Here is a 24,684-nt window from a genome sequence, read left to right on the forward strand (position 1 = left end):
TTTGTGATGCACATAAAACGCAGAATGCTCCGGCTTCTGCGTTTTTTTATGCATTTATGACAAACGTTTTGGGTTGGTTTGCGATAAAGTGACGGCGTTATAAATTCATCGTTACGCAAGCCAAGGAATCATCGTGTTGAAAAAAACCACCTCTCTTTGCCGTGCCATGGCAGTCTCAGCCGTATTGCTGAGCGGATTTATCTCATCGCAAGCCTTTGCGCATGCACATCTTAAAACTCAGACGCCCGCTGCGGACACCGTTCTTGCCGCCAGCCCGACTGAACTCTCACTCGGGTTCAGTGAAGGTATCGAACCTAATTTCAGCAAAATCACCCTGACCGGTGCAGATAAAAAAGCGGTTAAAACTGGCGCGTTAACGCTCGCTGCCAATGACAACACCCAGACGGTTGTCCCGTTACCCGACGCGCTGAGCCCGGGTAAATATTGGGTGACGTGGAGCGTGGTGTCGGTCGACGGTCATAAAACGAATGGTCAGTACAGCTTCACCGTTAAGTAAGTCATGAGCCTGACTGCGTTGTTTGTCCTGTGCCGGTTCGCCCATTTTGCCTCCCTGATGCAAATATTCGGGCTGAGCGTGTTTTGCTCCCTGCTGGCACCGGCCGGCTTTTCGGCGATGTTACTGCGAAAAAACCAGACGCTGATGATGTGGTCTGGCGCGGTTGCGGCGGTAACGTCTGTCGGGATGCTGTCGATTCAGGCCATGCTGATGGGTAATGGCTGGAGTGATGGCCTGAACCTGAATGTCTGGTTGCTGGTGCTGACCACTACGTTTGGTGAAGTCTGGCGCTGGCATTTGCTGCTGACCGCCGCACTGATGCTGGTTTTGCTAATGGACTGGCTGTCGGTGCGCAATCTGCTGGTGTTTCTGTGCTCGCTCGGTTTGTTGCTGAGTCAGGCGCTGATCGGCCATGCGGCCATGCATGACGGCATGTTAGGGCTCATCCACCGTCTCAATCATATGGTGCATCTGCTAAGTGCCGCGTACTGGTTCGGATGCTTGCTCCCGCTGCTGGCGTGCATGTACTACACCCGTAAACCTGAGTTGCGGCCTTTTGCCATCGCCACGCTGATCCGTTTTTCGACATGGGGTCATGCCGCTGTCGCGTTGGTCATACTCACGGGCATCGTCAATACCGCCATCGTTTTGCAGCGCTGGCCGACGGAGCTGACGTCGCTTTATCAATGTCTTCTGGTTATCAAGATTCTGCTGGTCGGCATTATGGCCGCTGTCGCCGTGTACAACCGTTATCGTCTGGTGCCGCTGATGGGTAAGGACTCCGGTCATACCGAACGCCGTTTTGTACTGATGACATGGATTGAGTGGGGGCTGGCGCTTTTGGTTTTGCTGCTGGTGAGCCTGTTTGCCACGCTGGCGCCGCGCTGAAGCGGCCTTTATAACCTATTAAGAATTTAATCATTACCGAGGAAAAATCATGAGGAAAACACTGCTTGCCTGCGTGCTGCTGACCTTATCTGCCAGCAGTCTGGCTGCGCCACAGCTGGAAACGGTCAGCCGCTTACAGTACGGAAAGGCGTGGGCATTCACCCGTGAAGAAGTCATGCTGCAATGCCGCCCGGGCCATGCGCTGTATGTGATCAACGACAGCACGCTGGCGCAATATCCTCTGAACGACGTGGCGAAAGAGCAGGTTAAAAACCGTCAGGTTCAGGCAGTTCCGTTGGAAAAAATCTGGCTGGATGACCCGCAAAATCCGGGACAAAAAATGAGCCTCGCGCCATTTATCACCAAAGCGGAATCGCTCTGCTGAGTTGCTGTGCAGCGAATAAGTGACTGTTGTTAAACTCATGCTTTGAGAATGTTGTCACATAATGAAAATAATACAGCATTGTTATTATCACTATGTTGCGAGTTGAGTGGAAAATAGTCAGACGTCGGCTATTCTTTACTTTGTACGGCTTAACCGCCTGCATTAATGCCAACTTTTAGCGCACGGCTCTCTCCCAAGAGCCATTTCCCTAGACCGAATATAGGACTCGTATTCGGTCTTTTTTTTGCCTGTTTTTAAAATCAACCACTTATAATAAAAACAATCACTTAGGCTATTCTCACTTACCCTCAATGTTACTCATTTGGATTCTCCATCGCCATTTTATCGCCACTGATTTGAGCCAGCGGATTCATGTAAATAGCGTCTTCTAAGTGATCGGGGGCGAAGTGTGCATAGCGCATCGTTACGCGGATATCTGAGTGCCCGAGGATTCGCTGCAGCACGATGATGTTGCCGCCGGCCATCATGAAATGACTGGCGAACGTATGCCGCAGAACGTGCGTCATTTGTTGACTATAAGATAACAGGTAGGACACTGCATCTGCGTTTTGTACAGGGTATGGTCGACGTCCTTTGCAGACAGTGGCAATGACGATAATGTAGTATCATTGACTGGAAATATTATTAAAATAGGCAATAGTAATTTTGATGTCCTCTGCAATGTAGTTGAGGCCGTTAGTAAAGGTTTGCTCACGAAGTTAATATCGAATAATTAAAATCATTAATTAAATTGAGGTGAAGGTTTCTGATGAATTACTTCTGGATTACACAAAAGCCAAAGTCACACAAAGAAGAATTAGAAAACGGATGGATAAGAGCCAGGCCGGCAAAAATATATAATCAATACAGAGAAACGGTTAAGTCTATCAAGAAGGGAGACTTGATTTTTTTTGTAGTAGTGGGGTGATTAGCCACATTGGGTTTGCACTTGGTTCTGTCATGCACGAAACTGATGAAAAAGGCATATTATGGACGGTGAAGTTTAAGCCTCACCAGTTAGAAATGCCCATAGACATTCGCGTTCACAAAGAATATCTTTTAGATAAAAGAGCGAAAAAGTATTCTCCGATAACTTCTTTCGGTAAAGCACATCAAGGTTATTGTTCTGAAATTAATAAAGTCACTGCATGGTTTCTGCTTTCTAGAGCAGGAGTGTATTATAATAATGACAATATTATCGAGTTAGAAAAAGCCGTGGGATACAGAGAGGCGAAATCGGCAAGTTCAAGAGTTTCTAATCTCAATTCTCTTATGTCTAAACTTGATCGACGAGACATCCTAGATGTATTAGGTAAATTTGAAGAAATACAATATACTGATTATAAATTCAAAAAATCAACCACATATGATCTTGAGTATAATGGTAATCTATTCCCACCTAAAGTCATATTTGGAGTTTCAGCAATAGCAGTAATAAATCGAGTACTTTTCGCTGATGAGTTTACTGGTGGGTTGGATTCGGTTTGTTTCAAAGTTCTTACGTCACTAGGATTTAATATTATAGATAAATCGGTCTCTGATGTTAATTCTCAAAAAAAAGCTATTGATTTACTTATTGAGGATATTTACGAAATTGAAAAAGATGCGAACATATCAATAACAGACCGAAAACAACTGATTGACGCACGGGTTGGGCAAGGAAAGTTCAGAAGAGATTTAAATAAGTTATATGGCAAATGCCTTCTTACTGACATTTCCCTTGACGTAATGCTGAGAGCGAGTCACATAAAACCTTGGCGAGAATCATCGAATTATGAGCGACTTGATCCTTATAACGGATTACTATTATCTGCAAATATCGATATTCTTTTTGATAAGGGGTTAATAAGCTTTAAGGCTAATGGTGAATTGCTTATATCACCAGTATTAGTTGAGAATAATATTCTGGAACTAATAGGTATACACGCAGTAACGAGTGTTAAAATTAACGAAAAATGTCAAAAATATTTGGGCTGGCATAGAAATAAATATTTCCCAAGTCATGGGGATAAAGATGTTCATGATTAAAAAATAGACTCGATATAAATGTGTATAAAAATGGCACTAAGGACTTAGTGCATTTTTATAAGTCAATATAATAATCGGCAGCAATAATTCATTACATTTCGCTAAAAATGGTATGTTATTTTTTATCTTCTATCCCCGCTATTCAACTGATCAAATTTTTGTTGCCAACCATTTGAGCCAGCGGATTCATGTAAATTGCGTCTTCCAGGTGATCGGGCGCGAAGTGTGCGTAACGCATCGTGACGCGGATATCGGAGTGCCCGAGGATGCGCTGTAACACGATGATGTTGCCGCCGGCCATCATGAAGTGACTGGCAAACGTATGCCTGAGAACGTGCGTCATCTGACCTTCTGGCAGTTCGATGCCTGCCAGCCTGATCACCCGATAGAACTGCTTATAGCAGGGCGAGAAGGGCACGCCTTCGCGGGCGATCAATTCGTCATACAGCGGGCGGGCGAGGGGAACGGTACGGTTCTTTTTACCTTTGGTATTGATGAAGGTGAGTTTGTACGGGGAGATCTGCGAGCTTTTGATTTTGGCGGCCTCGTTCCACCGTGCGCCGGTCGAAAGGCAGAGTTTAACGATCAGCGTTAATTCATCATTCCCATGCTCTTCACAGGCCGCCATGAGCCGCAGAATTTGTTCCTGGTTCAGCCATGCCATCTCGCGTTCCGGCTGATCAAACTCGCGGATATTCTCGAGAGGGTTTGGCAGCGACCATTCTCCCAGGCGTTTCAGCTCGTTGAACACAGCCCGCAGAAAAGCATGCTCACAGTTCACCGTGCCGGTTGACACTTTTCGGGTCGCCAGACTAGTACTGTAGCCGTTATCAATCTCACCGCGCAGCCGCTGATCGCGATAATGCGCCCAGTCTCTCGGCGTGATGGTACTGGCTATCGGGTCACCCATTCCCGCGCTGATAATCTTCAGTTTGCCCAGCCGTCCCTTTTTATCATTCAGAGAGCAGCCGTGCAGGCTGTACCAGAGATCGACCAGTTCGCTCAGCTTCCGCCGGTCTTCCTTCTCACCCAGCCAAGGTTTGTTCTTTGCCTGATCCATGGTGTAAGTTTCAAAGGCAACGGCTTCACCTTTGGTATCAAACTGCCTGCGGCATCGCTTACCTCCACTCCCGTTCGGGTAGCACTCACATAACCATTTACCGGTAGACAGCTTTCTTACACTCATCACATCCTCCTTTTTGAGAATGTGAATTTTACTGTATATAAAAACAGTGTAAATGTTTGATTTAGTCAGTCGTATACATGGAAGGGGATTAATTCACAGAATCTATAAAAGTAAAAACCCGCTTTCGCGGGTTTCGTCTCAATGCATTTGCAACGACTGCTGGCTATGTTTATCCGGATGGAGCAGCACAGCATGAACCGTTCCTGGCTCAACAATAATGTCGGCGATCGTTTCATGAGTTTTGAACGTGCAGCTGCAATTGATATTCTGACACTGGTGATAACGCTCTTTGGTATTGGTGCTGAGGTAACGGCTTGAACGGGCGTGAGCTGCGTGCTGGCATTTGGGGCAATGCATCATTTTAATCACCATATAATCATTCTAATCAGATGCACTCATTGTATGTTATCGCGTTGAGCATACATCTTAAATTACAGTGATTTACACAGTTTTTAGTTATGGTAATTCAAGAGAACTCAATCAAATTAAAAGAGGAATTATGCTGTCAGGATTGAATCACCTTACTCTCGCGGTCAGTCATTTACCCCGCAGTTTTAGCTTCTACGTGGATGTTCTTGGTTTTACACCTCGGGCTAAATGGGCGAAAGGGGCTTACTTGTCGCTAGGAGATCTGTGGCTATGTTTATCGTTGGAATCTGTTGTAGAACGTAAGACAGATTACACACACTACGCCTTTACGATCGCATCAGATGACATGCCGTCATTTCGAGAGAAAATACAGCAGGCCGGTGCCATAGAGTGGAAAAGCAACAAGAGTGAAGGGGAGTCAATTTACTTTCTCGACCCCGATGGCCACCAGTTAGAGGTTCATTGCGGCGATCTTGAAAGCAGGCTCCGTTCGTGCAAAGAAAATCCATACGATGAAATGGAGTTCTTCTGAGGCTATTAATGCCTCAGTTGTTTTCCGTCGCCTCATAACTCACATCTGACAGCAACACCTCCAGTTCCAGGCCGGTCGTAAAGCCGCCATTGTTCAGGCTGTGCGTTACCTTGCTGATTATCCACGGCTGCGCGTCGATCACTGCTTTAAAGCCTGACACCGCCAGCGGGGTTTCGGGGAACAGGTCGGCACGTCCGCGAGCCAGTGAGATAGAGAACTGTGCGACGCCGCGCTGTAGCTTGTCCCATTTGGCCTGTGCTGCCCGCATCGCGGCCTTCTGCGTGGCGTAGACTGTCGTCAGCGCAAACACGTTTTCATCACTGCCGGCCAGATATTCACCTTCCTTTGCCTCCTGAGTTTTCTGCACTTTAGCCGTGGTCTTTTTAGCCGCCGGATGTTGCAGGGCGCGCAGGTGCTTTTCTTTTTTCTTCCGCTGTACCTTCACCTTTTTCGGTTTTGGTTCTTTAGTATGTAGCCAGGTGGCTGATACGCCGGTATAAGCGTCACGGTCAGCAATATTGAAGGTGTGCCCGTCGCCGTCACTACGGGTCAGTGTCATTTGAGGGATCGGTTTGCCACTGGCGGTGAGGGCTGAGCCTGGCTTAATGAAAATCAGTTTACCGGCTTTGATGGCGACAACCCCGCCGTTCAGTTCGGCCAGACGGGTGATAAAAGCCGCATCGGTTTCCTGCGTCTGGTCGATGTGCGAAACCTTCACACCCTTGAGCAACTCGGCGACGGCGGGCTGGAGACTGTTGCGCGCCGCGACGGCGGAGACTATCGCCTCCAGCGTTGTGTCGTGATAGGAGTTATCGCGGCGGGAATTCAGGCTGCCGCGATAGTCGGCGCTGCGGGCGCGAAGCGTCAGCGTATCCGGCGCGCCCCGATGCTCCACTTCGTCCACCGTAAACTCACCCTTATGGAACAGCGCCTGACCTTTCCAGCCCAGAAAGACGCTCAGCACCGCGCCGCGCGGAGGCATCTGCATCAGCCCGTCCGCGTCGTCCAGCTCGATGTCGAGCTGGTCAGCCTCAAAACCGCGGTTGTCGGTCAGCGACAGCGAAATAAGTCGCCTGCTGATATCCGTGGTGATGTCTGAACCGGCGAGTTTAACCATGTAGTCCGGCGCAATCTGTGCGCCGTTATCCATTGCGATCGTGGACATCATGACATCAGCCCGCCTGCATACTTCTGCGCATTGCTGGCAATCCCGCCCGCCTGATCCAGAAGGCCGTCGGCCTGAGTTTTGATATCGCCGAACATGGCGGTCAGGCTTTCGTCCACTCGCTTGAGGCTCAGCGTAAACTCAATTTTGCGGGCGGCACCGTTAGCGAAAAACTCCGAATGTTCGTCACTGAGGCTTTCCACCACGAACATCCCGTAAATCGCACCGTTGCCGCCAATCAGCGACCAGGCGCGACCTTGATCGGCCATCAGGCGCAGCGCGTCCAGGCTCAGCCTGCCGCCGGTGATTTCCGGCAGCAGCGTGCCGGTCAGGGTGATTTTTTCGTCCCCTTGCCCGAGAAACTGCGGCGCGGCGCGCAGGCCGATCCGGTCATTGGTCGGCCAGCGGTATTCCGCTGAGCGTTGCAAACTCTGATAGGGCAGGGTTTGCAGCATAAACACGAACATCCCCAAAGCCAGCATCATAGAAACCTCCTTAGCCGTAATTCATTGAGCTGCGCGCCGCAGAACGCTGGCGGCGCATGTAATCTTCAAATAAACGCATTGCCTCGGCGGCGACATCCTTCGCACTTTGTCCGGGCGCGGCGTAGACGTTGAAAGTGGGGGCGGCAGCCGGAGCCTGATTACGCATTAGCGCCGCCGTATCCCGACGCCCCGTGACGCTGACCGGACCACGTACCAGCTCCGCGCCGTTTTCGCCCACAATGCCAACTTCACCAGCGGCAATGTCGCCACCTTTATCGAACATGCCCGCATAGCCGTAAGCCTCGCCGCCGGTGCCATAAAACTGCGCAGGGGAAGAAAGCCCTTCCGCCGGTTTCGGCAGTCCGTTGCTGACGCTCACCGAAATGGTTTTATCGCCATCCGATTTCATCCAGTCCGGCAGAAAATCGGTCATGCTGGAAAGCTTGTCTTTCAGCGCCTGCCACTTCGCGGCAATCCCGTCCATCAGCGCGGTGATCATGCTGCTGCCCGCTTCCTGAAATTTGGCCGGAAGGCTTTTCACCACGTCGAAAATCTTCTGGCCAAAAGACTTGAGGAAATTGATATAGGCCACAAACCCCGCTTTTGCCCCGTCTTTAATGCCCGTCCAGACCGCCGCGAACTTATCCGATAACCCCTGCACACCTGCAACGATGCTGTTCCAGGTGCCGGTCAGCCAGTCGGTGATGGTTGCCCAGCCTTCGGTCGTCCAGGCGGCAATCGCGTCCCACATCTTTTTAAACTTCGGCTCCAGCGTGCTCCAATTCGCCCAGATATAAATCGCCGCCATCGCGATCAGTGCGACCACGGCCAGCAGCGGGTTTGCCATCGCGGCGCGTCCCATCCACAGCAGCGCGGTGCCCACGCCTTTCAGTGCCATGCCGATATAGCCCAGACCTTTCACTACCGGACCGACCACAACGCCCAGCACGCCGAGGCCGACAACCAGGCTCGTCACCGCCAGCGCAGACTTAACGATGGTGCCGGTCAGCTTCGGGTTGGCCTTCACCCATTTGCCCACATTGCCGAGCCAGTCCGTCGCGGATTGCGTCAGCTTTCGCAGGCTGGAGTCCTGTTTATCAAAGGTCTCGATCTGCAAATCCTCAAACGCGGACTGCATGTTTTTCAGGTCGCCATCGAGGTTATCGGTCTGCACTTTGGCGACCGACGCCGCCGATCCCTGCGAGTTTTCCAGCGCGGTTTTCTTCTCGGTCAGCCTGCCGTTGCCTGCGGCCTCCACCAGCTTCACCGCGCCTTTCATCGCCTCCTCACCGAAGATCACTTTCAGGTATTCGGCCTGCTGCGCCGTCCCGAGCTTGTTCCTTTTGAATGAGGCGTTGATGTCGGTAAGGATTTTCTGAACAGGCAGCATGTTGCCTTTCTTATCCCGCGTGCTGATCCCCAGTTCCTTCAGCGCCGCCGGTGACTGCCCCGTCGGTGCCTGCAACCGGCTGAACATCGCGCTGGCACCGGTGCCCGCCATGCTGCCTTTGATGCCGTTATCCGCCAGCACGCCGAGCATCGCGGTGGTGTCTTCGATACTGGCACCCGCCGCCTGGGCGATAGGTGCCACGTATTTCATCGCTTCGCCCAGCTCAATTAGGTTGGTGTTGGAGCTGGTAAACCCTTTGGTCATCACGTCAGAGACGCGCTTAATCTGATCCATCGGGATGTTGAACGCCGATTGCATGTTAGTGACGATGTCAGCGGCGTCGGCGATATCAATCCCCGAAGCCAGCGACAGGTTCACCGTGGATTCGGTCGAGCTGAGAATGGAGTCGGCGTTATAGCCGGAGCGGGCAAGTACGCCCTGCGTGCGCGCAACGTCCATCGGAGAAAACGCCGTACTTCCGCCGATGTCGCGCGCTTGCTGCCGGATGGCCGCCAGCTTTTTATCGGTTTTATCCAGACCGAGGATCGCCTGCGTGCCGGACATTTCTTTATCAAAGCTGATGCCAGGTGCCATGAAACGGCCTTCGGCGTACAGCGCCGCTGAGCCGACGCCCATCGTCACCGCGCCGTTGTTGCGGATGGAGTTGCCGACGCGCTGCGTGGTCTCAAAACGCCTGCGGCTGTTCGCCTGACGCTGCTGCTGCCGGTTCAGCCGTGCCAGCTCCTCCCGCTGACGTGCAAGCGTGGCGTTCGCCTCCTGCGAGCTGGCTCTTAACCGGCGCTGCTCGGCGGCGAGGTTCCGCGTGGAAATTCCCGCCGACTCCAGCGCGCTGCGCTGCCGCTGCACCGAGTTGCGCAGGCTGTTCTCTTTGGCCTGCAACTCGCTGGCGGCGCGCTTGGCGGCCTCCATCAGCCGCGTCTGCTTAGCCGTTGGGTTAGCCGTATTGGCAAACGCCTGCGACAGCCGGCTGGCTTCTTCTTTGGCTTTTTTCAGGCTGGCACGGGTGACGGCCAGCTGCGCGCTCGCCTTGCGAAAGCCGTCAATTTGCGACGCCTGCGCGTTCAGCTTTCGCAGGGTATCCTGCGTGTTGCGGATGTTTCCGCTGAGTGCCTTACTGGCTTTTTCCACCGAGCGGAAAGGACGCGACGCCCGATCCACGGCGTTCAGCAGCACCTGCAATCGTAAATTACTCACTTTCGGCTCCGCTACGCAGTAACGCGCGACGCCGCCACCCGATAATCTCGGTCAGCGACATCGCAAACATTTCCGAGGGCTGCCAGTGAAACACCGTCGCAATGTCAGCCATCAGGTCGTCAATCATCAGAGAGGAGGGCAGTTTTACTGTTCCGATTTCGGCGATAAAAAACCGACCACCTTGCTCGCCAGCGCGATCAAGTCGGGCAGGCAAAGCGCGTTGCATTCCTGTTTGGTGAGGATCGGCAGCGTGATGCGCGGCAGCACCGTCACCAGCGCGTCAACGTCCGCATTCGACAAGGAGGCAAGGCCGATGCCGCGCAGATGACCGGCGTTTGGCTTGATGATTTCAACCTGGCTAATCACCATCTCGCCACGGGTGATCGGTTCTTCCAGGGTAATGACGTTTTCATTTTCGATAGCGGCTTCATTAATCTGTTTCATGACATTCTCTTAAATCGTAAGGGGTATAGCAGCGCCGCGAACCAGCGCCGCTCAGGGGTTACAGGCCGATGTTTTTGCGGTGCTCCGCCAGGCGGTCAGTGCCGTTGACGATTTCCACCATGTTCACGGTGTCCACCTCGATCACATCCTGCCCGTTGATGCTCAGCTTGAAATAGGTGCACTGGGTGGACACTTTGGTTTCGGTGTCTTCGCCCTGTTTGTATTCGCCGAAATCAATCTCTTTGTGACGCCCGCGCATCACGACTTCCACCGCGAGCGTCTCGCCGGTGTCGTCCTGCTGGAAGGAACCGGCAAAGCGCAGCGGTGTTGCGTCAACTGCCCCCCACTGCTGGAGCACCAGCGTATCCAGCCCGCCCATCGTCCATTCCAGCGTCAGCGCGTCGTCATCCAGCCCGAAGTCAATCGGCGCGGCACCGTTCATGCCGCCGCCGCGATAGTTCTCCAGCTTGCGTGTCAGCTTTGGCAGCGTCAGCGCGCTGACCACGCCGACGTAGTTGTGTCCGTCGTTAAACAGGTTCAGGTATTTCAGTTTCTTTGGCAGAGCCATGGTTTAGCGCCTCTTAGCTGTTAACGGACGTGGCGAACTCCGCCAGGTACTGATCTGTGATGCGCTGACGCAGGGTTAAATCTTCCAGCGGTGGCACCGGCGTATAGTCGTAATCAATGAACAGCTTGCCCGCTTTCAGGGTTTCGACGGTGTTAGCCTCCGCGTCGTACCAGCAGGTGCCGTCGATGATCAGACCGGCGGTTTTCATTTCGCGCAGTTTGGCGTTGATGCCCGCAATCATGTCTTTGATAAGCGTCGGGGTCATTGGCCTGTCCATTGCCCACAGATGCGCTTCGGCCATGGTGTCCGCCAGCACCTGCGCGGTGCGGGTGTAGTTCTCAAACAGGAACAGCGGATCGTCAGAGCAGGTGCGCTGCCCCCAGAACTTAAAACCGCCTTTGCGGATAAGGGTAGTGACGCACGCCTGGTTCAGTAGGTCGGCGTCGGTGCCGGTGGTCTGTAAATCCCAATAGACGCTGGCAGACAGGCCGGTCACGCCGTTGATGCCGACGTTTGACAGGGTTTTATGCCAGCCGGTTTCGGTGTCGATTTTGGCACGCAGGCCGAGGGCATAGGCGGTGGCGGGCGCGATGTCGCTGGCGTTGGTGGTGGTGTTCCAGGCGACGAAATCCGGCCAGATGACCATCAGCTCACGCTGGCTGAAATTCTCGCGGTACTTGATGGCATCGGACACGGTTTTGCAGCCGTATGCGCTGACGTAACTGAAGGCGCGCAGCTGCTGACAGACGGCACCGAGCGCCGTCGCGACCTCCAGATTATCCAGCCCCGGCACGCCGAGGATGCGCGGCTTCACGCCGAGTTCGGTTTGGGCGGACAGCAGGGCTTTCATGCCGGTATACATGCCGGTGGCGTCGGTGCCGCCGATGATGTTCGAGGTGGTTTCCGCCTCGGTGTCACCTTCCGCCACGCGCACAACAACGACAACGGGTTTCGCCTGGTTGGCGATTGCCATCAGGGATGAACGCAGTGTGCCTTGCTTACCGGCCTTGCCTGCGGCGGTCAGTACGTTGGTGATAAGCACCGGCGTATCGAGCGGGAACGCGTCGGCGTCCGCATCTTCTGCAGTGCAGACCATCCCGATGATGGCGGTGGAAACGGTGGAGATAACGCGGGTGCCGTCATTGATTTCAACAACGCGCACACCGTGATGATAATCAGCCATGGTGTTTTTTCCTGTGATTGGGGTGAGGTCAATCATCGCGTGTTGTGTACGCGCAGGCACGGCGGGCGGGGTGTGTGGGGAATGGCACAACGTGGTGAAGGCCAGATACAAAAAAGCCCCTCGTGGGGGCAGTGGTCAATAGAATTGAAAAGCGGGGGAGTTAATTCTCCAACCCTAATTTTTCAGCCAGCCGGTGCAAAGCGCAAACGGATATCACACCCTCAGCGGCTTGTGAAAATGCCGCCCAGTTTGCCGCGATAAATCCCGCAACCATCTCCGCTTCTTCCTGGTTTAATTCCATTTCATCCTCCTAAAAAGTCTGGGGATATCCTTAGACATATGCGGGATATGTTCAAATAGTTACCACTGATCAATTATCCGTAATTGATCGTTTTCAGCGATCAATTTACTCAGGTACAGCAGGCCAGTCGATATCCGGCGCAGCGGATAAATCCAGGCGATTCAGCGCAACGCGGAATTTCTTCCAGGCTTTCAGGCTCGCCAGTTCCTCGTCGGTGGCGTCGTCAACATCAACCGCATCCTGTAGCGGAGCAATGGCGTCGGCGGCCTGGCTGAGCAACGTATTTTTTTGCTGCGCGGCGACTTCAATCGCAGGCTGTACAAATTTCACGAACTCGCCGTTTGCATAGCTGTAAGGGTGTTCACTGACATCTTCCGGCAGCGCTTCGCGGCTGATTTCGTAAATGCTCACGCCTTCAGATAGGGTGAGAAAGTTCGGGTTATCCGACCAGGTAGAAATAAATCCGTCAGCACCAACGGCAATGAAACAGTTTTCGCCCTGCCATTTTTCATCTCGCAGTTTGTACCAGTCCTGACCCGTTTCATCTTCGAAATACATCACGGGCAGGGGAATGCCTTCCTCTAACACCTGCTTAGAAATTTTGATATTTTTAAATGTGATCATCTTAGTTACCCACCTGACGCCAGCTTCCGCTGGCCGTTCTAATCATTAATGCGCGGTAGTATTTCCCCATCATTCGGCAGTCGCCCATATCCGAGCGGATATTTAACCCCGTCATGAAACAACCGGTAGGCGCTTCCCAGTTCTGTTGCGCCGTCCATCCCGCATTCTCCAGCGCCTGGCTGCCGCGCTGCACGTCATAAATAAAGCGAGAGTCCGACCAGGCGCTGGTTGCTAAATAAACCAGCGCATTATTTGATGCACGCCTCATGTAAGGGGCATTTGGGTTATCAGCCTCGAGGCCAACATAGGTGATCCAATCACGGTGAGCATACCCTGACAAATCTTGCTGCGGCGGCGGGAAATTGGTGGTGTAAACCTCTCCCATATCTGAAGCATCTACCTGAATTTTGACCTTAGAACCCGTCCAGCCGATATAGACTTTATTGCTCTGCATACCGGCACCGCCGCCTTGCTGAACAGCGGAAAAGTTCCCGACATTCCCCAGCCCGACATTCGAGTTGGTGAGGTTGATGTCTTTCGTGCCGTCAAAGGCTACACCGGCAATCTTCCGGGCGGTGGCGAGTTTAGTCGCTGCTACTGCAGTGCCGCCCGATGGCAGTGCGCCGACGTTTCCTGCGCTTATACTGATGTCTTTTGTGCCGTCAAAGGCCACACCGGCAATTTTCCGCGCCGTGGCTAATTTGGTTGCCGCCACTGCCGTGCCTTTACTCGGCAATCCACCCAGATTTTTTAATGCGTCGGTTGCAGTTTTTGCACCGGTGCCACCGCTGGAAATAGGCAGTGCGGTGGTTAATGTCAGGCCATACGCACCGGTAACCTCCAGACCGCCGTCCATCACCCAGTTATCCGCCGTGCCGTTCGTCACGTTTGACGCTCTTTTTCGCAGGATCCACCTGCCGTTAGTGGTATCCCAAAAACCGAAATTGCCCGCGCCTGAATAGTTCACCGAGATCAATGGATGTGCAGCATCTGACGAACTGAATTCACACGCACCATCATGGCGGCTGAATCTCACTAATCCTTTAAATTCGGTGTCACCAGCAAACGTCGCATTGCCGCTATCACCATCTAAGGTGATAGCGGATTTAACCACCCCAGCGTCATTTCTGGCATTGAGAACTAACCTTCCGCCGCCGGTGGTGTTGTACTGAAAACTCACCCCGGCGAGAATGCGACCATAGGGATCACCCGCCGCTGTTGTAAGGCGGGCGGCAATATCGCCAACAGCGATCACTGAGCCAGGTCGCATCCCTTCCACCTGATCAAGCCGGTTATACGTTGTGTAGGCTGAAAACGCATCTGCTCTGGAGATCAGTTGTCGATAACTTGCGATGCTTTCCCGTTGTGTTAGTGAGCCGGAAAATACCGCAGAGGTACCTTTGAGTTCGCCAGTAACCACGCCGCCGGTTGAAGCAAGTGCGCCCACGTCCGCCGCCGTCAGAGTTTGGTCAGCGCTTAACGCCTTACCGTTAATTTTACGGGTGGAAGGGACGCGGCTGTTGGCGTTGTCATTAACAGCCTTCACCGCTTTTGGTGTGGCGGCCAGCGCTTCGCTGCTACTGCTGACCGAGCTGCTCAGCTGAACAAACCCCTTTGCCGCCATTGTGCCGTCTGGATGATTGCGCGATTTCTCATGCGCGGCCAGCATGTCATTCACATACTGCTCGGTTGCCATAATCACCGAATCGTCGATCAGCAAGCTGATTGCCTCGGTGTTGCTGACGGCAATCACCATGCGCAACGTCTGCGTGCGGCCTGAACCTTCCGCCAGCGTCGGTTTATAGGTGTCCGCCATGTTGCAGACGGCAATCAGCGCGCCGTCGCTGCTGAACAGCCCCATTTCGCGCATCCAGAAGCCGCCGACGCTGGCAGACAGCACCGCTTCGGCAATGACCCAATTTCCGTGCGAAGGGTCAAGCTTCAATGAGTTGAGCGGCGTGCGGTAGACCTCTTTCACCAGTTTGGTCTGTGAGGCCACAGGCGTTGTTGCCTTGCCGTTGCCGTCGCCGACGGCCAGCTGCGTAATGTTAATGTCTGTCCCCGCCGCAATGGCCGCCGCGATACGCGCCTGGCCGAGCGTGGTGACAACGGATTTAAATGTGCTCATATCGTCCTCTTATGCGGGGTAAACGGTCAGCAGCTCGCCGACGTACTGCGCTGCGCCAATGTAAACGTCGCCTTTAATATCCTGGATAATGGTCAGCCCGATCAGGTGGCGGCTTGCGGGTTTGGCGTCGGCAATCAGCCTTTCCATCTCTAAATACATTTCTTCGGTGATGCCGGTTTCCAGCACGCCGATGTCCAGGCGAAACGTGCCTGGTTCGTCGTTGGTTTCCCACCACTCGGTCACGTTAATCAGGTAGCCGAGCGGCTCCACGACGCGGCGAATAGCGCCGATGGTTCCCTTATGGCAGTGAATGAACCAGGCCGACTGAATCACGCGCCGCTTAGTGGCAACCGGCCAGTTTTCATCCCAGCGGTCAACCGACAGCGCCCACGCCAGGTAAGGTAAAAACTTTGCCGGACAGGCCAGCGGATCCCAGAGCTGCCGCAGCGGCACCGGCACGTTTTCAAGCGCGGCGCAGGCGTCGGCGGCGGCTACCTCAAGCTGGGATGAACCGACGGGCAGCAGGCGATCACTCATCGTAACCGCCCACTTTCAGGGTGTAGGCGGTGCAGAATGACGCCTGGGTTTTATCCAGCTCGATGTCGGCCTTCGGGCTTTTCAGCTCCACCCGCTGGACGCCCTCAACGTGCAGCGCGGCGTAAATGGCGGAGAGCCGGATGTCGCGGCCTAGCCGGTGCTGCGCGGTGGTGTAGGCGATAAGCTTCGCCTCGGCGGCTTCGCGAATGGGTTCGGCTTCGGGACCAGGGAACAGATACAGCACGGCATCAATGGTGTAATTCACGACGGTGGCTGACTGGACGGTCACGCGGTCAGCCACGGGGCGCACGTTTTCATCGTTGAGCGCGGCCTGCACTTTCGCCAGCAGGTCAGCGGGGGCGGTGCCGTTGCCGGTCTGTGCCAGCACGGAAATCGTCACGCAGGCGGGCGACGGACTGATCACCGAAATGTCCGCCACGCGCCCGTCGGCAGAGCGCCCGTGATACTCATACGCGCCGACCGGACCCGCCACGCTCAGCCCTTCAAACGCCTGCTGTGCGCGGATACGCAAATCCGCATCGCTTTCCATCACCGCAGCCACGGCGGGCACGCTGGCGGTATCCGCAGGCGTGATGGTCAGGCGTTCCACGCTGAACGTCGCCGCGATGTTGTCCAGGTCTGCGCCGGTGGCGTAGGGCAGCATGACGGCCTGCGCCGCCTCGTTAATCCGCTGACGCAGGATCACTTCGCGGTAGGCATTCTCCTCCAGCAGCTTCACTATCGGCTCGGACTCCAGCGTCAGCGTGCGGGCGATGGCGGCCTGCTGGTCTTCGGGATACAGCGACACCAGCGTGGCTTTGCGCTCCGCCAGCAGAATTTCATAATCCAGCATCTCCACCACGTCGGGGGCGGGTAACTGGCTCAGGTCGATAGTTGCCATAATTCAGCTCACTGGAAGGGTTAAGGAGATGGCGGCGGACGTGTCTTTGCGGATGCCGGTGAGTTCAACCACCGCTTTCCCGTCAAACGTCGTTTCAAAGGTGATGCCGGTGAGGCTGACGCGCGTCTCCCACTTGAGGATCGCGCTGTAACAGGCCGCCATGATTTGCAGCCGCAGCGCGGCATTCTGCGGGCGGTCAGTCAGTTCAGACAGCAGTGAACCATAGTCACGGCGCATGACGCGGGAACCGACGGGCGTGCGCAAAATGTCGCTGACCGACTGCTGAATGTGTGCCAGGTCTTCGACGCTGCGCCCCGTGTCGCGAGCCAGCCCGATGTATTTCGCGTTAGTCATGAAGGCACCTGCGTTTGACCGCCGCCCGTCTGGACTCCGCCGTGTTTATGGGTATGAACAACGACGCCGTTTGACGTGATGCTGCCGCCGCTGTGTGTGAGGTTGCCGGTCATGGTGCCCCCCTGTTTAATTTCGATAGTGCCGGTGGTGAGTTTTTTCGTGCAGACCACCTCCGGCGCGTCGAGCGTGATGCGGGTTTTCGCCGTGCAGGTGATTAGTGGGGCGGTGACAGCCACCTTAGCGGCAGCGTTCACCGTGGCTGATTTAATGCCGGTTGCCAGCAGCGCGCCGGTTTTGGGTTCGTACTCGATCACCGCGCCGTCAGGGAAAGTAACGTGTACGGCATCCGCCGAGGCGGACGGGGCGGGAAATTCATCAGAGAAAACGCCGGGCATCACAAAGGCGGTGTCCAGCTCGCCGCCCAGGCAGAACAGCAGAACCTGTTCACCGGCGGACGGTGCCCACCAGGAACGGGAACGCCCCGCGCGGGAAGTTAACCAGTGCAGCCAGTCGGTGACGTTGCCGCCGGTGTTCACGCGACAGGTGCCCGCAACTAAATCCACCTCGGCAACGGTGCCAATGCGGATCAGATTGCGCAGCAGGCGCGGAATGTCGTGTTTCGGAATGGATGTATTCATGAATAAAAGAATGCCGCCCTGTCAGGCAGCATACAATTTGGGACGGGTTGATGGCAGTTGGCACAACGTGGGGATCACTAGCTAAGGAGTATTAGCTCAAACCTGAGCTGACACATCTCGTATGTAGAACATCATTAAATCTGACAATGTGGTTTGAGCGATAAGCGAAACTTCACGGTTGCTTCCACTGCTGATTAAGGTTAACTGGAATTACGGAGTGTTAATGAGCGGGCAACAGATGATAGTGGTATTTCATGTGATTTTTTTAAAGGGCTACGCTAAATTTATAGCCCCATGCCGTTATATTGCAGACTCTCTGTCATCTGCCAAAAATACGTTATTCGTCAACGCCGATCTGACTGCCTCGTCATTAAGGAGTCTTATGAAAAGTAACTTTTTCTTTTGAGATGAAAGCTCAATAAAATTATTTTGGACTCTTAACTCTCGTCCAAATTTAGGGAAGTCATTCAGTATAATGCTTATTTGCTGGATGGTTATCGTAGGCAGGTTATTATTCTGAATCTTAGCTAGTTTTTTCATGCAACTTCTATTCGACTTCATGTCGTCAAAAATTGCAAGTGGGTTAGAAATCCCACTGACGTCAATAATATTTAAAGAAACTATTTTAGGTATTGCCAAGTTGACCATGTTATCAATAATAGTATTTAGGCCATAGTAATTTTCTAACACTTTAAGGTTGCATACATAATGCTTTCCGTTAAAATAGAAAAAGTCGAAATCTTTCCTGACATCAATAACGTCATGGTCAACCTCAGTCAATAAGTTTCCATTCATTGACTTCCAAAATGAAAGGCCGCTTTTTTTATGAAGTGATACTTGGTAAGTATGTTGATATAAAAATAACTTATCATTCCCGTCAGTCAAATTAAGAACAATACCTTTGATGTCAGAGAAACTATCGGTGGAGAAATTAAAAGATTGGACGTTCGACGATGCTGTGAGATTGCTTATTTGTTCAATTAAAACAAACTCTTGCGCGGGTGGGGTGATGTCGTATTCATAAATTTCATCTCCTTTACTTAAAAGAGCGGATACAGGATTTAATGAACTGCTTGATGAAGTTATATTGATAACGTCATCTTGAAATTTTTTAGTGAATTTCGTCGTCAAACTAATCTGTGCTGAAGGCTCTAGGGCAATTTTCTTGAAATCTAATTGCGATGTGCTAGGAGATTTAGTTATGAAGAACATTTCGCACGATGTATGTGCTGATGTACATAATGAAGTTAGTGAATTGAACATAAATATTCCTTTTATGCTTTAACAAGTAGTGTGCTATTGTCTAAGTTAATATACTTCAAAGGTGTGCCATCTGATATTTCCCCTTTACATATCATAATGTATTTTTTGTCTCCTTGGTTTTTAATTTTCGCCTTGTAAATTTTAAATCCTAATATCGCCAGTGATGGATTGGAGTAAAATTTATTTGTTCTAATATATATAGCTCCAATAGCAATGATCATAACTAGAAGGTTAAAGGCGGTTCTTTCATTATTAACATCAGTAAATACTAAAGGCATAACATATGTTGTGAGAAATTCCAAATGCTCATGATTTTCATTCGAAACGTCTTCAACTATTACGGTAGCGTTCCAACCTGATGTGGTTTTAAAATAAAAGTAACCAAAACCAAGGAATCCAATAAACATAAAAAGCAAACTCAACAAAAAAACGTAATTCCTTGTCTTTAATTTTTCATATAGCGAAAATGAAAAATTTCCGCCACCTAATATATGCGAATATGCTTTACACAAGAAATCAAAATCCCATGACATTATAAAAAGAGAAAAAAACAACAACCAGAGTGATAATATATATAGTAATATCTTTAGTTTTAAATTTCCCATTAAGATAATCCTTTATGAAAATATTCATTTCATGACTAATGATTTTAAGAGGCATGTATCAAATGTAATTCCTCCCCCTTCTGATTTAATGTATGTTCATAATAGGCAGAGTTAATTAGTGTTATAGCAACGAAGTTTACTCTCCATTACAATTTAAATATAGCTTATTTTTCATTATGTCTGCTAATGGCACAGAGCTGCCTTTCAGATTAGGTTTGGCTCTGTGCCGCAGTTGTTTCAGGTCGAGCCTGAGCTAATACATTTTAGCAATTCATCTTCCACAATCTTCAAATCTTCCGCATCCAATCCCAGCAGCGGGCGCGAAGGATAAGGCGCTTCTTTAGCCCAGACGTTCGGACGATCTCGCAGGCCGTACTGATGCACTTCAGCCATTCGTTTAACTCTGCTAGTGAACTCCACTACAGCATCATTATTTGAGCCTTTGGCCTTCATGTACTTGGCCGTGCGCAGCTTGCTAAACATCTCACGCTTGAGTCGTCCTTTTTTGCTGCGGAGGATCTGATCCTGTCGTGGGGTGAAGGGTTGCCCTTCCGGGGTAACCTGCCGCTTGATGCGCTGCTGTTGGTGTTTGCGCAGACGCTTTGCAATCTCTGTCGCCAGAGCTTTTCGGCGCTGTGGTGAAAGCGCTGCAATCAGTGCATCGATACGGTTATCAAACGCGGTCAGCTCACTCATTCCACTGACTCACTAACTCGCCGTGCAGGTACAGTTTACGCGGCCTTTCCACCGGCTCGGGCAACTGCGGTTCAGGAACATGCTCAACGTGCAGACCGGCGTCAATCTGTTTAACGATCACGCGCTCGGTGAGCTGCAAATGAATAGCGATGTCATAGCTCCCATCATTGAGCATATCAGCCTTAAACGTGTATCCATTCTGCTGTTTTTCCGGCGTCGCCATGATGTCCGGCTGATGCTCGCGCAGCCAGGCCAGAATGGGCACCACGATCAGATCGCTGTCCTGGGTAAAGTCGGTGATCAACAGTTCGACCTGATACTGATATTCAAATGACAGCGAGCTGGCTAACGTGGAAACGATGCGCCCATTGTCCACAAACATCCGCAAGGTGTCGGGGCTGGTTTGCAGAACCGGCACGGCGTCAGTGAGGGCTTTTCGTAGCTGTGCGGGTTTTAACACGTTGTTCCTCCTGGCATTGTTTGACCGCTTCCACCTGGAGGCCACAGGCTACCAGCTCGGCCTCCAGGTTTCTGACATCGGCGCTCAAGTCGCCGTTAGTGGCCGGTGAGCTTGCCGGTATCGGACAGCTCGTCACCGCCGGACAGCCAACGTAAATAATCTGCGGCGTTGGCAAAGGCGGGACGTGCGTGCATCCGGCCAATGCCGTCAGGCAGGCGAGCGCCATACCAATCGCGCATTTCCTGATTTTCATTAAGTAACCTTTGAAGGTGAACTTCACGATCCCGCGCCTCCTGACTTGCCCGTGTGAGCTTTGTGCGCAGGCTCTGTTCCTGGCGTTCGCGCGTCACGGCATCATCGTTCAGGCGATTAATAACGTTGTCGCGGCTTTCAATACCGGCGGACAGCGTGCCGATGATCCGCTGCGCCTGGTCTGCCTCGTCATGTAGGCCGCCGATACGCCAGGTTTGCAGCCCCGCCAGCGCGCACGCGGCCAGCATTAACAAAATTAAAATACGCATCAGACACCCCGCAGGCAGTAGGCAAGCTCATTCGCGCGGCGGCGTTCCAGCCCGGTGACGCGGACACCGTTCACAAATACCCAGCGCGGCAGCTGATCGCAGGCTTTTCGCCATTCCCCTTTGTTGATGAAAAACGCCAGGGTGGATTTACACGCCGCCGTCACACCGACGTTGAACGCAAAAGACGCCACTGCGTCATACACCGGCTGCGGCATGGCCACCGGCATACATCTCGCAATGCCTTTCTCCACCCGCATCACGTCTTCCACCAGATTCACGGCGGCCTGCCGTTCGCTGATGTGCGTTTGCGGTTTCACGCCTGCGGTGTGCCCGATGCCGTTTGTCCAGACGCCCGCGCTGCACTGATAGGCGGACAGGCGGCAGCCTTCAAAATCTGCGATAAGTGCCAGACCGGCGGCGGATGTTTTCAACGTTGGCGTTTGTGGGAGCATTGCGGCAATCGCCAGGACGGCGGCGACGGCGCAGCGTCTAACGATTGATGGCTGCATTAATGTCTCCTCTGACGCCCATAGCTTTCAGCAGTCGGTAAGTTTTGCGCCGGTAGTACCAGTTCACCAGGAAGGTCGCGACGCCGACGGCGGCACCGACTAAAAAGGCAATATCCTGCGGCGACATTGCGCCGAGCCAGGCAAGAAAGGCCGCGATGCAGTAACAGATAAACGAGGTGATGCGCTCCATGGTTATCAGTCCCAAAGTGAGACGGTTTCGCTGACTGCGGCCTGAGTAATATCCGGCAGCTCCACCGCGTAGCCATGGGGCAGAATTGCCCCCTGTGCGGCTAAGCCAACGTTAGCCGCGTAAACCTGTTCCATCACCGACTCGGTGCGGCCGTAGTAACGGCAGCAGAGCGAATCCACGGTGTCGCCCTGTTCGGCATAGACTTTCATCAGAGCAGCCCGATCACACAGTGCGACACACCGGCGACATCGCTGATCGCATTGCGGCCATCACGCCACAGTTCATCAACCGTACTTTCGACAATCTCCGCCTTTTTACTGCCAGCATCGGTGGTGTCACTGTTCGGGTATCGTTCCGCAAGAATGGCTGCCGTAATGGATGAAACCGCCCGCAGGTAGGCACAGACTTTGATACTTTCGTCATCAATCTGGTCAGCCGGGACATCAGCGAGAGTTTTGTATCCCTGAGCCAGTTGTGCGACGCGGTAGCTGTAAAGCTCGGCATTCACTTCGGTCAGAGCGTACTTAATGACGGCGCGCAGACGTTTGGCGGTCACCGTTCCTTCTAGGCGTAGCGTGTCGCGTAACTCCACCGGATTGATATCCGGCCAGAAGTGCGTGTTTTTGATCGCGGGTTCCGTCGCGGCGTCCGGCTTTGGTGCAGGTACAACAAGAGACATAGTGACCTCTGAATAGGGGACGGTGGACGCCAGCGTTGAACGAGGTCACAGACCTATCGCGGCTGGCGTGCCGTCCGGCGCGGGGCGCGTTCTGTTTAGCCGTTGGCCGCCTTTTTGATGGCTGATTCCAACCGCTCAATATCCTTTTTAACGCCGCAGTTGCTGTTTAGCTGGAAGGCGCGTTTCAGGTGTTGCAGGGCGAGCGGCAGTTTTTCCGCTTCGCGATACAGATAGCCGGTGATTTTGTGCAGCTTGGCGCGTACCTGATCCGGCATGTCCTGGCTTTCCGTCAGTTCCATCGTGGTCATGAGTACATCGAGACTGACCGGCTCACCGGCAGCATGAGCGCGGGTGCTCATGTCGGCGATTTCCTCCGCCAGCGCATAACCGGCAGGACGTTTGCCGAACGGCATCGCCAGCTTGTAATGCAGCGCATAGCGGGCGATTTCGAGCGCACCGGCGTAGTCGCCGGCATCAATACGCCAGATCATAATGGTCATCAGGATGGCGTCCTGTGCGCCTTTCCCCTCGGCGAGAACGCCCGCCACCCACGGCGCATATTCGGGCAGCATCTTGCGTTTGAGTTCTGCCTTTTTCTCGGCAGAGTAGGCTTTTTTCAGGGCTTTCTGGTCAGCATTAAGCTTTTGCAGCAGCAGTTCATAGCCGGTGGCATGACGCAGCAGGCTGGTATCCTGCTGCGCGGCTTCGATAGCTGACTGCCGCAACAAATGACGTCGGGCAGGGCTGGTCATGGTTTACTCCTGAGCTGCCGGTGCAGTGGTACCGGATGCAGTTTTGATGGCATCAACAATCGCCGAGGTGAATTTGCTGAGTTCAGCTTTTTCGTCCTTGTCATCTGCAACGGCTGTTACCTCGATGTTCTCGATCAGGCAACCGCAGCCGTAGTCTTCCACCACGTAATCCTCGTTAATGGATTCGTAGTTTTCGATACGGTCACGCTTTGGTACTTCCTCAACGTGGCGGCGGTGCGTGCCGTCCTGCCAGTAAATGGACAGGTTATCCAGACGGGTGATCAGCATGGCATTAGCAGGGAAGCCGGGCACACGAACGGCGGGAAGATTGCCGATGCGTTTCTGGCTGACAATCAGGTCGGCAGCCATTGCCTCCGTGTTCGGCTGTTGTTTGTTGATCAGCGGGAAATACTTATCCGCGAGCAGCTTGCGGCCGCAGATCACCACCAGTTCGGTGTCGTCCTGATAGATTGGGTCGATCAGTTCATTCACCGCATCAAAGACCAGCGCGTCGAGGTTTTTGTATTCACCTTCGCCACCGACTTTCACCGCCTCATTGGTCACGGTACCGTCTTCGGCGACAATCATGCCCATCACTTTGGACGGGGCATTCAGGCGGTATTTTTGCAGCCAGCCCACGCCGACATCCTGCAACAGCGGATTCTGTACACGGTTAGATGTCGGTGCGCGGGAAACACCGTTAAAGCCGACCAGGATGCGATCCAGTGCCTGACGCTTGATAATGGCGTCACGCAGGCGGGTCTGAAAATCGTTGTATCGCGCCCACAAATCCAGCTTGCTGTACATCCAGTGGAAGTCGTAGTTGGTTTTGGTGCAGTGGTAGCCTTCCTGATCCAGCTTGGTAAAATCAGCGGTTTCACGTTCATCACCGGCGTCAGTGTTGGTGGTACTGGCAATCGTGCCGGTGACGCCGACGCCAACTTTCGCGCCCATCATTTCGTCCACCGGAATGATGTTGATACGGGTCAGGAACTCTGAGGATTCCTGTAATCGGGTCATCAGCGTCTGCGTGACGGACGGCTCGACGTTAAATTTCTTGTCCAGCGTGCCGACGTCAACGTTGTTGAGTTTGGCGAGCTGGGAGAGGAACGCATTAAATTTAAAGCGCGTTTCTTTTTTCATGACTTATTTCCTGAGGGTGAATTAAAGA

At 52.9% G+C, this 24,684-nt stretch carries 33 protein-coding genes and 1 pseudogene; 5 read left to right on the top strand and 29 right to left on the bottom strand.

Translation table 11 applies throughout. The features are described 5' to 3' along the window. Window positions 1-130: 130 nt before the first annotated feature. Genes yobA through TU92_RS19265 form a run of 3 tightly spaced genes read left to right on the top strand, consistent with a single transcriptional unit; the run spans window position 131 to window position 1,790 of the window. Window positions 131-517, top strand: a complete 387-nt coding sequence (gene yobA / locus TU92_RS19255) for a CopC domain-containing protein YobA (RefSeq protein WP_208640422.1) — start codon at window positions 131-133, stop codon at window positions 515-517. A 3-nt stretch (window positions 518-520) separates the two neighbouring features. Further along, complete coding sequence (gene copD / locus TU92_RS19260; protein ID WP_112168778.1) at window positions 521-1,405, top strand: copper homeostasis membrane protein CopD; 885 nt, start codon at window positions 521-523, stop codon at window positions 1,403-1,405. A 49-nt stretch (window positions 1,406-1,454) separates the two neighbouring features. Then, complete coding sequence (locus tag TU92_RS19265) at window positions 1,455-1,790, top strand: YebY family protein (RefSeq protein ID WP_112168779.1); 336 nt, start codon at window positions 1,455-1,457, stop codon at window positions 1,788-1,790. Between the two features lie 314 nt (window positions 1,791-2,104). Here TU92_RS19265 and TU92_RS19270 read toward each other — a convergent pair. Then, window positions 2,105-2,320, bottom strand: a pseudogene (locus tag TU92_RS19270) (tyrosine-type recombinase/integrase); the annotation flags it as partial. A gap of 430 nt (window positions 2,321-2,750) precedes the next feature. On the opposite strand from TU92_RS19270, the gene TU92_RS19280 reads away from it, so the two are divergent. Continuing rightward, window positions 2,751-3,818 (top strand): HNH endonuclease, encoded by a 1,068-nt coding sequence (locus tag TU92_RS19280; RefSeq protein ID WP_248291969.1) that lies wholly within the window; start codon window positions 2,751-2,753, stop codon window positions 3,816-3,818. A gap of 142 nt (window positions 3,819-3,960) precedes the next feature. Here the strand turns inward: TU92_RS19280 and TU92_RS19285 are convergent, their stop codons facing one another. Further along, a complete protein-coding gene (locus tag TU92_RS19285) occupies window positions 3,961-5,004 on the bottom strand; it encodes a phage integrase (RefSeq protein WP_167457457.1) in 1,044 nt (347 codons plus the stop codon). 138 nt (window positions 5,005-5,142) lie between these two features. Then, a complete protein-coding gene (locus TU92_RS19290) occupies window positions 5,143-5,364 on the bottom strand; it encodes a DNA-binding transcriptional regulator (protein ID WP_112168840.1) in 222 nt (73 codons plus the stop codon). Between the two features lie 139 nt (window positions 5,365-5,503). Between TU92_RS19290 and fos the strand changes: the two genes are divergently transcribed. Next, entirely contained in the window at window positions 5,504-5,905 is a 402-nt protein-coding gene (gene fos, locus TU92_RS19295) for a fosfomycin resistance glutathione transferase (protein ID WP_112168781.1), read from the top strand. 13 nt (window positions 5,906-5,918) lie between these two features. Here fos and TU92_RS19300 read toward each other — a convergent pair whose 3' ends face one another. From TU92_RS19300 to TU92_RS19425, 26 genes are all read right to left on the bottom strand, one after another. Then, entirely contained in the window at window positions 5,919-7,073 is a 1,155-nt protein-coding gene (locus tag TU92_RS19300; RefSeq protein ID WP_112168782.1) for a phage late control D family protein, read from the bottom strand. After that, entirely contained in the window at window positions 7,070-7,555 is a 486-nt protein-coding gene (locus TU92_RS19305; RefSeq protein WP_112168783.1) for a phage tail protein, read from the bottom strand. The genes TU92_RS19300 and TU92_RS19305 overlap by 4 nt, the downstream gene beginning before the upstream one ends. Window positions 7,556-7,565: 10 nt before the next feature. Continuing rightward, a complete protein-coding gene (locus tag TU92_RS19310; protein ID WP_112168784.1) occupies window positions 7,566-10,160 on the bottom strand; it encodes a phage tail tape measure protein in 2,595 nt (864 codons plus the stop codon). Further along, window positions 10,153-10,287, bottom strand: a complete 135-nt coding sequence (locus TU92_RS22510; protein WP_244207712.1) for a GpE family phage tail protein — start codon at window positions 10,285-10,287, stop codon at window positions 10,153-10,155. The genes TU92_RS19310 and TU92_RS22510 overlap by 8 nt, the downstream gene beginning before the upstream one ends. 17 nt (window positions 10,288-10,304) lie before the next feature. Continuing rightward, a complete protein-coding gene (locus TU92_RS19320) occupies window positions 10,305-10,604 on the bottom strand; it encodes a phage tail assembly protein (protein WP_181955516.1) in 300 nt (99 codons plus the stop codon). 58 nt (window positions 10,605-10,662) lie between these two features. Further along, window positions 10,663-11,172, bottom strand: coding sequence for a phage major tail tube protein (locus tag TU92_RS19325; protein WP_112168785.1), 510 nt, complete (start codon window positions 11,170-11,172; stop codon window positions 10,663-10,665). A gap of 13 nt (window positions 11,173-11,185) precedes the next feature. Continuing rightward, window positions 11,186-12,355, bottom strand: a complete 1,170-nt coding sequence (locus TU92_RS19330; protein ID WP_112168786.1) for a phage tail sheath protein — start codon at window positions 12,353-12,355, stop codon at window positions 11,186-11,188. 160 nt (window positions 12,356-12,515) lie between these two features. Next, complete coding sequence (locus TU92_RS22335; RefSeq protein ID WP_167457458.1) at window positions 12,516-12,656, bottom strand: hypothetical protein; 141 nt, start codon at window positions 12,654-12,656, stop codon at window positions 12,516-12,518. Window positions 12,657-12,761: 105 nt separating this feature from the next. Next, complete coding sequence (locus TU92_RS19335) at window positions 12,762-13,280, bottom strand: tail fiber assembly protein (protein WP_112168787.1); 519 nt, start codon at window positions 13,278-13,280, stop codon at window positions 12,762-12,764. Window position 13,281: 1 nt separating this feature from the next. Continuing rightward, entirely contained in the window at window positions 13,282-15,408 is a 2,127-nt protein-coding gene (locus tag TU92_RS22515; RefSeq protein ID WP_244207713.1) for a phage tail protein, read from the bottom strand. A gap of 9 nt (window positions 15,409-15,417) precedes the next feature. Beyond that, window positions 15,418-15,945: a phage tail protein I gene (locus TU92_RS19350; protein ID WP_112168788.1), complete on the bottom strand. Its 528-nt coding sequence runs from the start codon at window positions 15,943-15,945 to the stop codon at window positions 15,418-15,420. Next, entirely contained in the window at window positions 15,938-16,846 is a 909-nt protein-coding gene (locus tag TU92_RS19355) for a baseplate assembly protein (RefSeq protein ID WP_112168789.1), read from the bottom strand. The genes TU92_RS19350 and TU92_RS19355 overlap by 8 nt, the downstream gene beginning before the upstream one ends. Before the next feature lie 3 nt (window positions 16,847-16,849). Next, window positions 16,850-17,200: a GPW/gp25 family protein gene (locus TU92_RS19360; RefSeq protein ID WP_112168790.1), complete on the bottom strand. Its 351-nt coding sequence runs from the start codon at window positions 17,198-17,200 to the stop codon at window positions 16,850-16,852. Then, window positions 17,197-17,838 (bottom strand): phage baseplate assembly protein V, encoded by a 642-nt coding sequence (locus tag TU92_RS19365; protein WP_112168791.1) that lies wholly within the window; start codon window positions 17,836-17,838, stop codon window positions 17,197-17,199. Before TU92_RS19365 ends, TU92_RS19360 begins: the two co-directional genes overlap by 4 nt. Before the next feature lie 300 nt (window positions 17,839-18,138). Further along, window positions 18,139-19,101: a Kiwa anti-phage protein KwaB-like domain-containing protein gene (locus tag TU92_RS19370; protein WP_112168792.1), complete on the bottom strand. Its 963-nt coding sequence runs from the start codon at window positions 19,099-19,101 to the stop codon at window positions 18,139-18,141. A gap of 11 nt (window positions 19,102-19,112) precedes the next feature. After that, window positions 19,113-19,706, bottom strand: coding sequence for an anti-phage protein KwaA (gene kwaA / locus TU92_RS19375; protein ID WP_112168793.1), 594 nt, complete (start codon window positions 19,704-19,706; stop codon window positions 19,113-19,115). A 237-nt stretch (window positions 19,707-19,943) separates the two neighbouring features. After that, window positions 19,944-20,402: a phage virion morphogenesis protein gene (locus tag TU92_RS19380; protein ID WP_112168794.1), complete on the bottom strand. Its 459-nt coding sequence runs from the start codon at window positions 20,400-20,402 to the stop codon at window positions 19,944-19,946. Then, window positions 20,395-20,862 carry a phage tail protein gene (locus TU92_RS19385; RefSeq protein WP_112168795.1) on the bottom strand — a complete coding sequence of 156 codons (468 nt, stop codon included), beginning with the start codon at window positions 20,860-20,862 and terminating at the stop codon, window positions 20,395-20,397. Before TU92_RS19385 ends, TU92_RS19380 begins: the two co-directional genes overlap by 8 nt. After that, window positions 20,825-21,064, bottom strand: coding sequence for an Rz1-like lysis system protein LysC (lysC, locus tag TU92_RS22520; protein ID WP_244207714.1), 240 nt, complete (start codon window positions 21,062-21,064; stop codon window positions 20,825-20,827). Before lysC ends, TU92_RS19385 begins: the two co-directional genes overlap by 38 nt. After that, window positions 20,958-21,383: an Rz-like lysis system protein LysB gene (gene lysB / locus TU92_RS19395; RefSeq protein WP_112168797.1), complete on the bottom strand. Its 426-nt coding sequence runs from the start codon at window positions 21,381-21,383 to the stop codon at window positions 20,958-20,960. The genes lysC and lysB overlap by 107 nt, the downstream gene beginning before the upstream one ends. After that, a complete protein-coding gene (locus TU92_RS19400; protein ID WP_112168798.1) occupies window positions 21,383-21,892 on the bottom strand; it encodes a lysozyme in 510 nt (169 codons plus the stop codon). The genes lysB and TU92_RS19400 overlap by 1 nt, the downstream gene beginning before the upstream one ends. Then, window positions 21,873-22,082, bottom strand: coding sequence for a phage holin (locus tag TU92_RS19405; protein ID WP_112168799.1), 210 nt, complete (start codon window positions 22,080-22,082; stop codon window positions 21,873-21,875). Before TU92_RS19405 ends, TU92_RS19400 begins: the two co-directional genes overlap by 20 nt. A 5-nt stretch (window positions 22,083-22,087) precedes the next feature. After that, window positions 22,088-22,291, bottom strand: coding sequence for a tail protein X (locus TU92_RS19410; protein WP_112168800.1), 204 nt, complete (start codon window positions 22,289-22,291; stop codon window positions 22,088-22,090). Continuing rightward, a complete protein-coding gene (locus TU92_RS19415; RefSeq protein ID WP_112168801.1) occupies window positions 22,291-22,761 on the bottom strand; it encodes a head completion/stabilization protein in 471 nt (156 codons plus the stop codon). Before TU92_RS19415 ends, TU92_RS19410 begins: the two co-directional genes overlap by 1 nt. A 95-nt stretch (window positions 22,762-22,856) precedes the next feature. After that, complete coding sequence (gene gpM, locus TU92_RS19420; protein WP_112168802.1) at window positions 22,857-23,513, bottom strand: phage terminase small subunit; 657 nt, start codon at window positions 23,511-23,513, stop codon at window positions 22,857-22,859. 3 nt (window positions 23,514-23,516) lie between these two features. Further along, window positions 23,517-24,656 (bottom strand): phage major capsid protein, P2 family, encoded by a 1,140-nt coding sequence (locus TU92_RS19425; RefSeq protein WP_112168803.1) that lies wholly within the window; start codon window positions 24,654-24,656, stop codon window positions 23,517-23,519. Window positions 24,657-24,684: the final 28 nt, after the last annotated feature.

The sequence above is a fragment of the Rahnella inusitata genome, assembly GCF_003263515.1.
Lineage (GTDB): Bacteria > Pseudomonadota > Gammaproteobacteria > Enterobacterales > Enterobacteriaceae > Rahnella > Rahnella inusitata.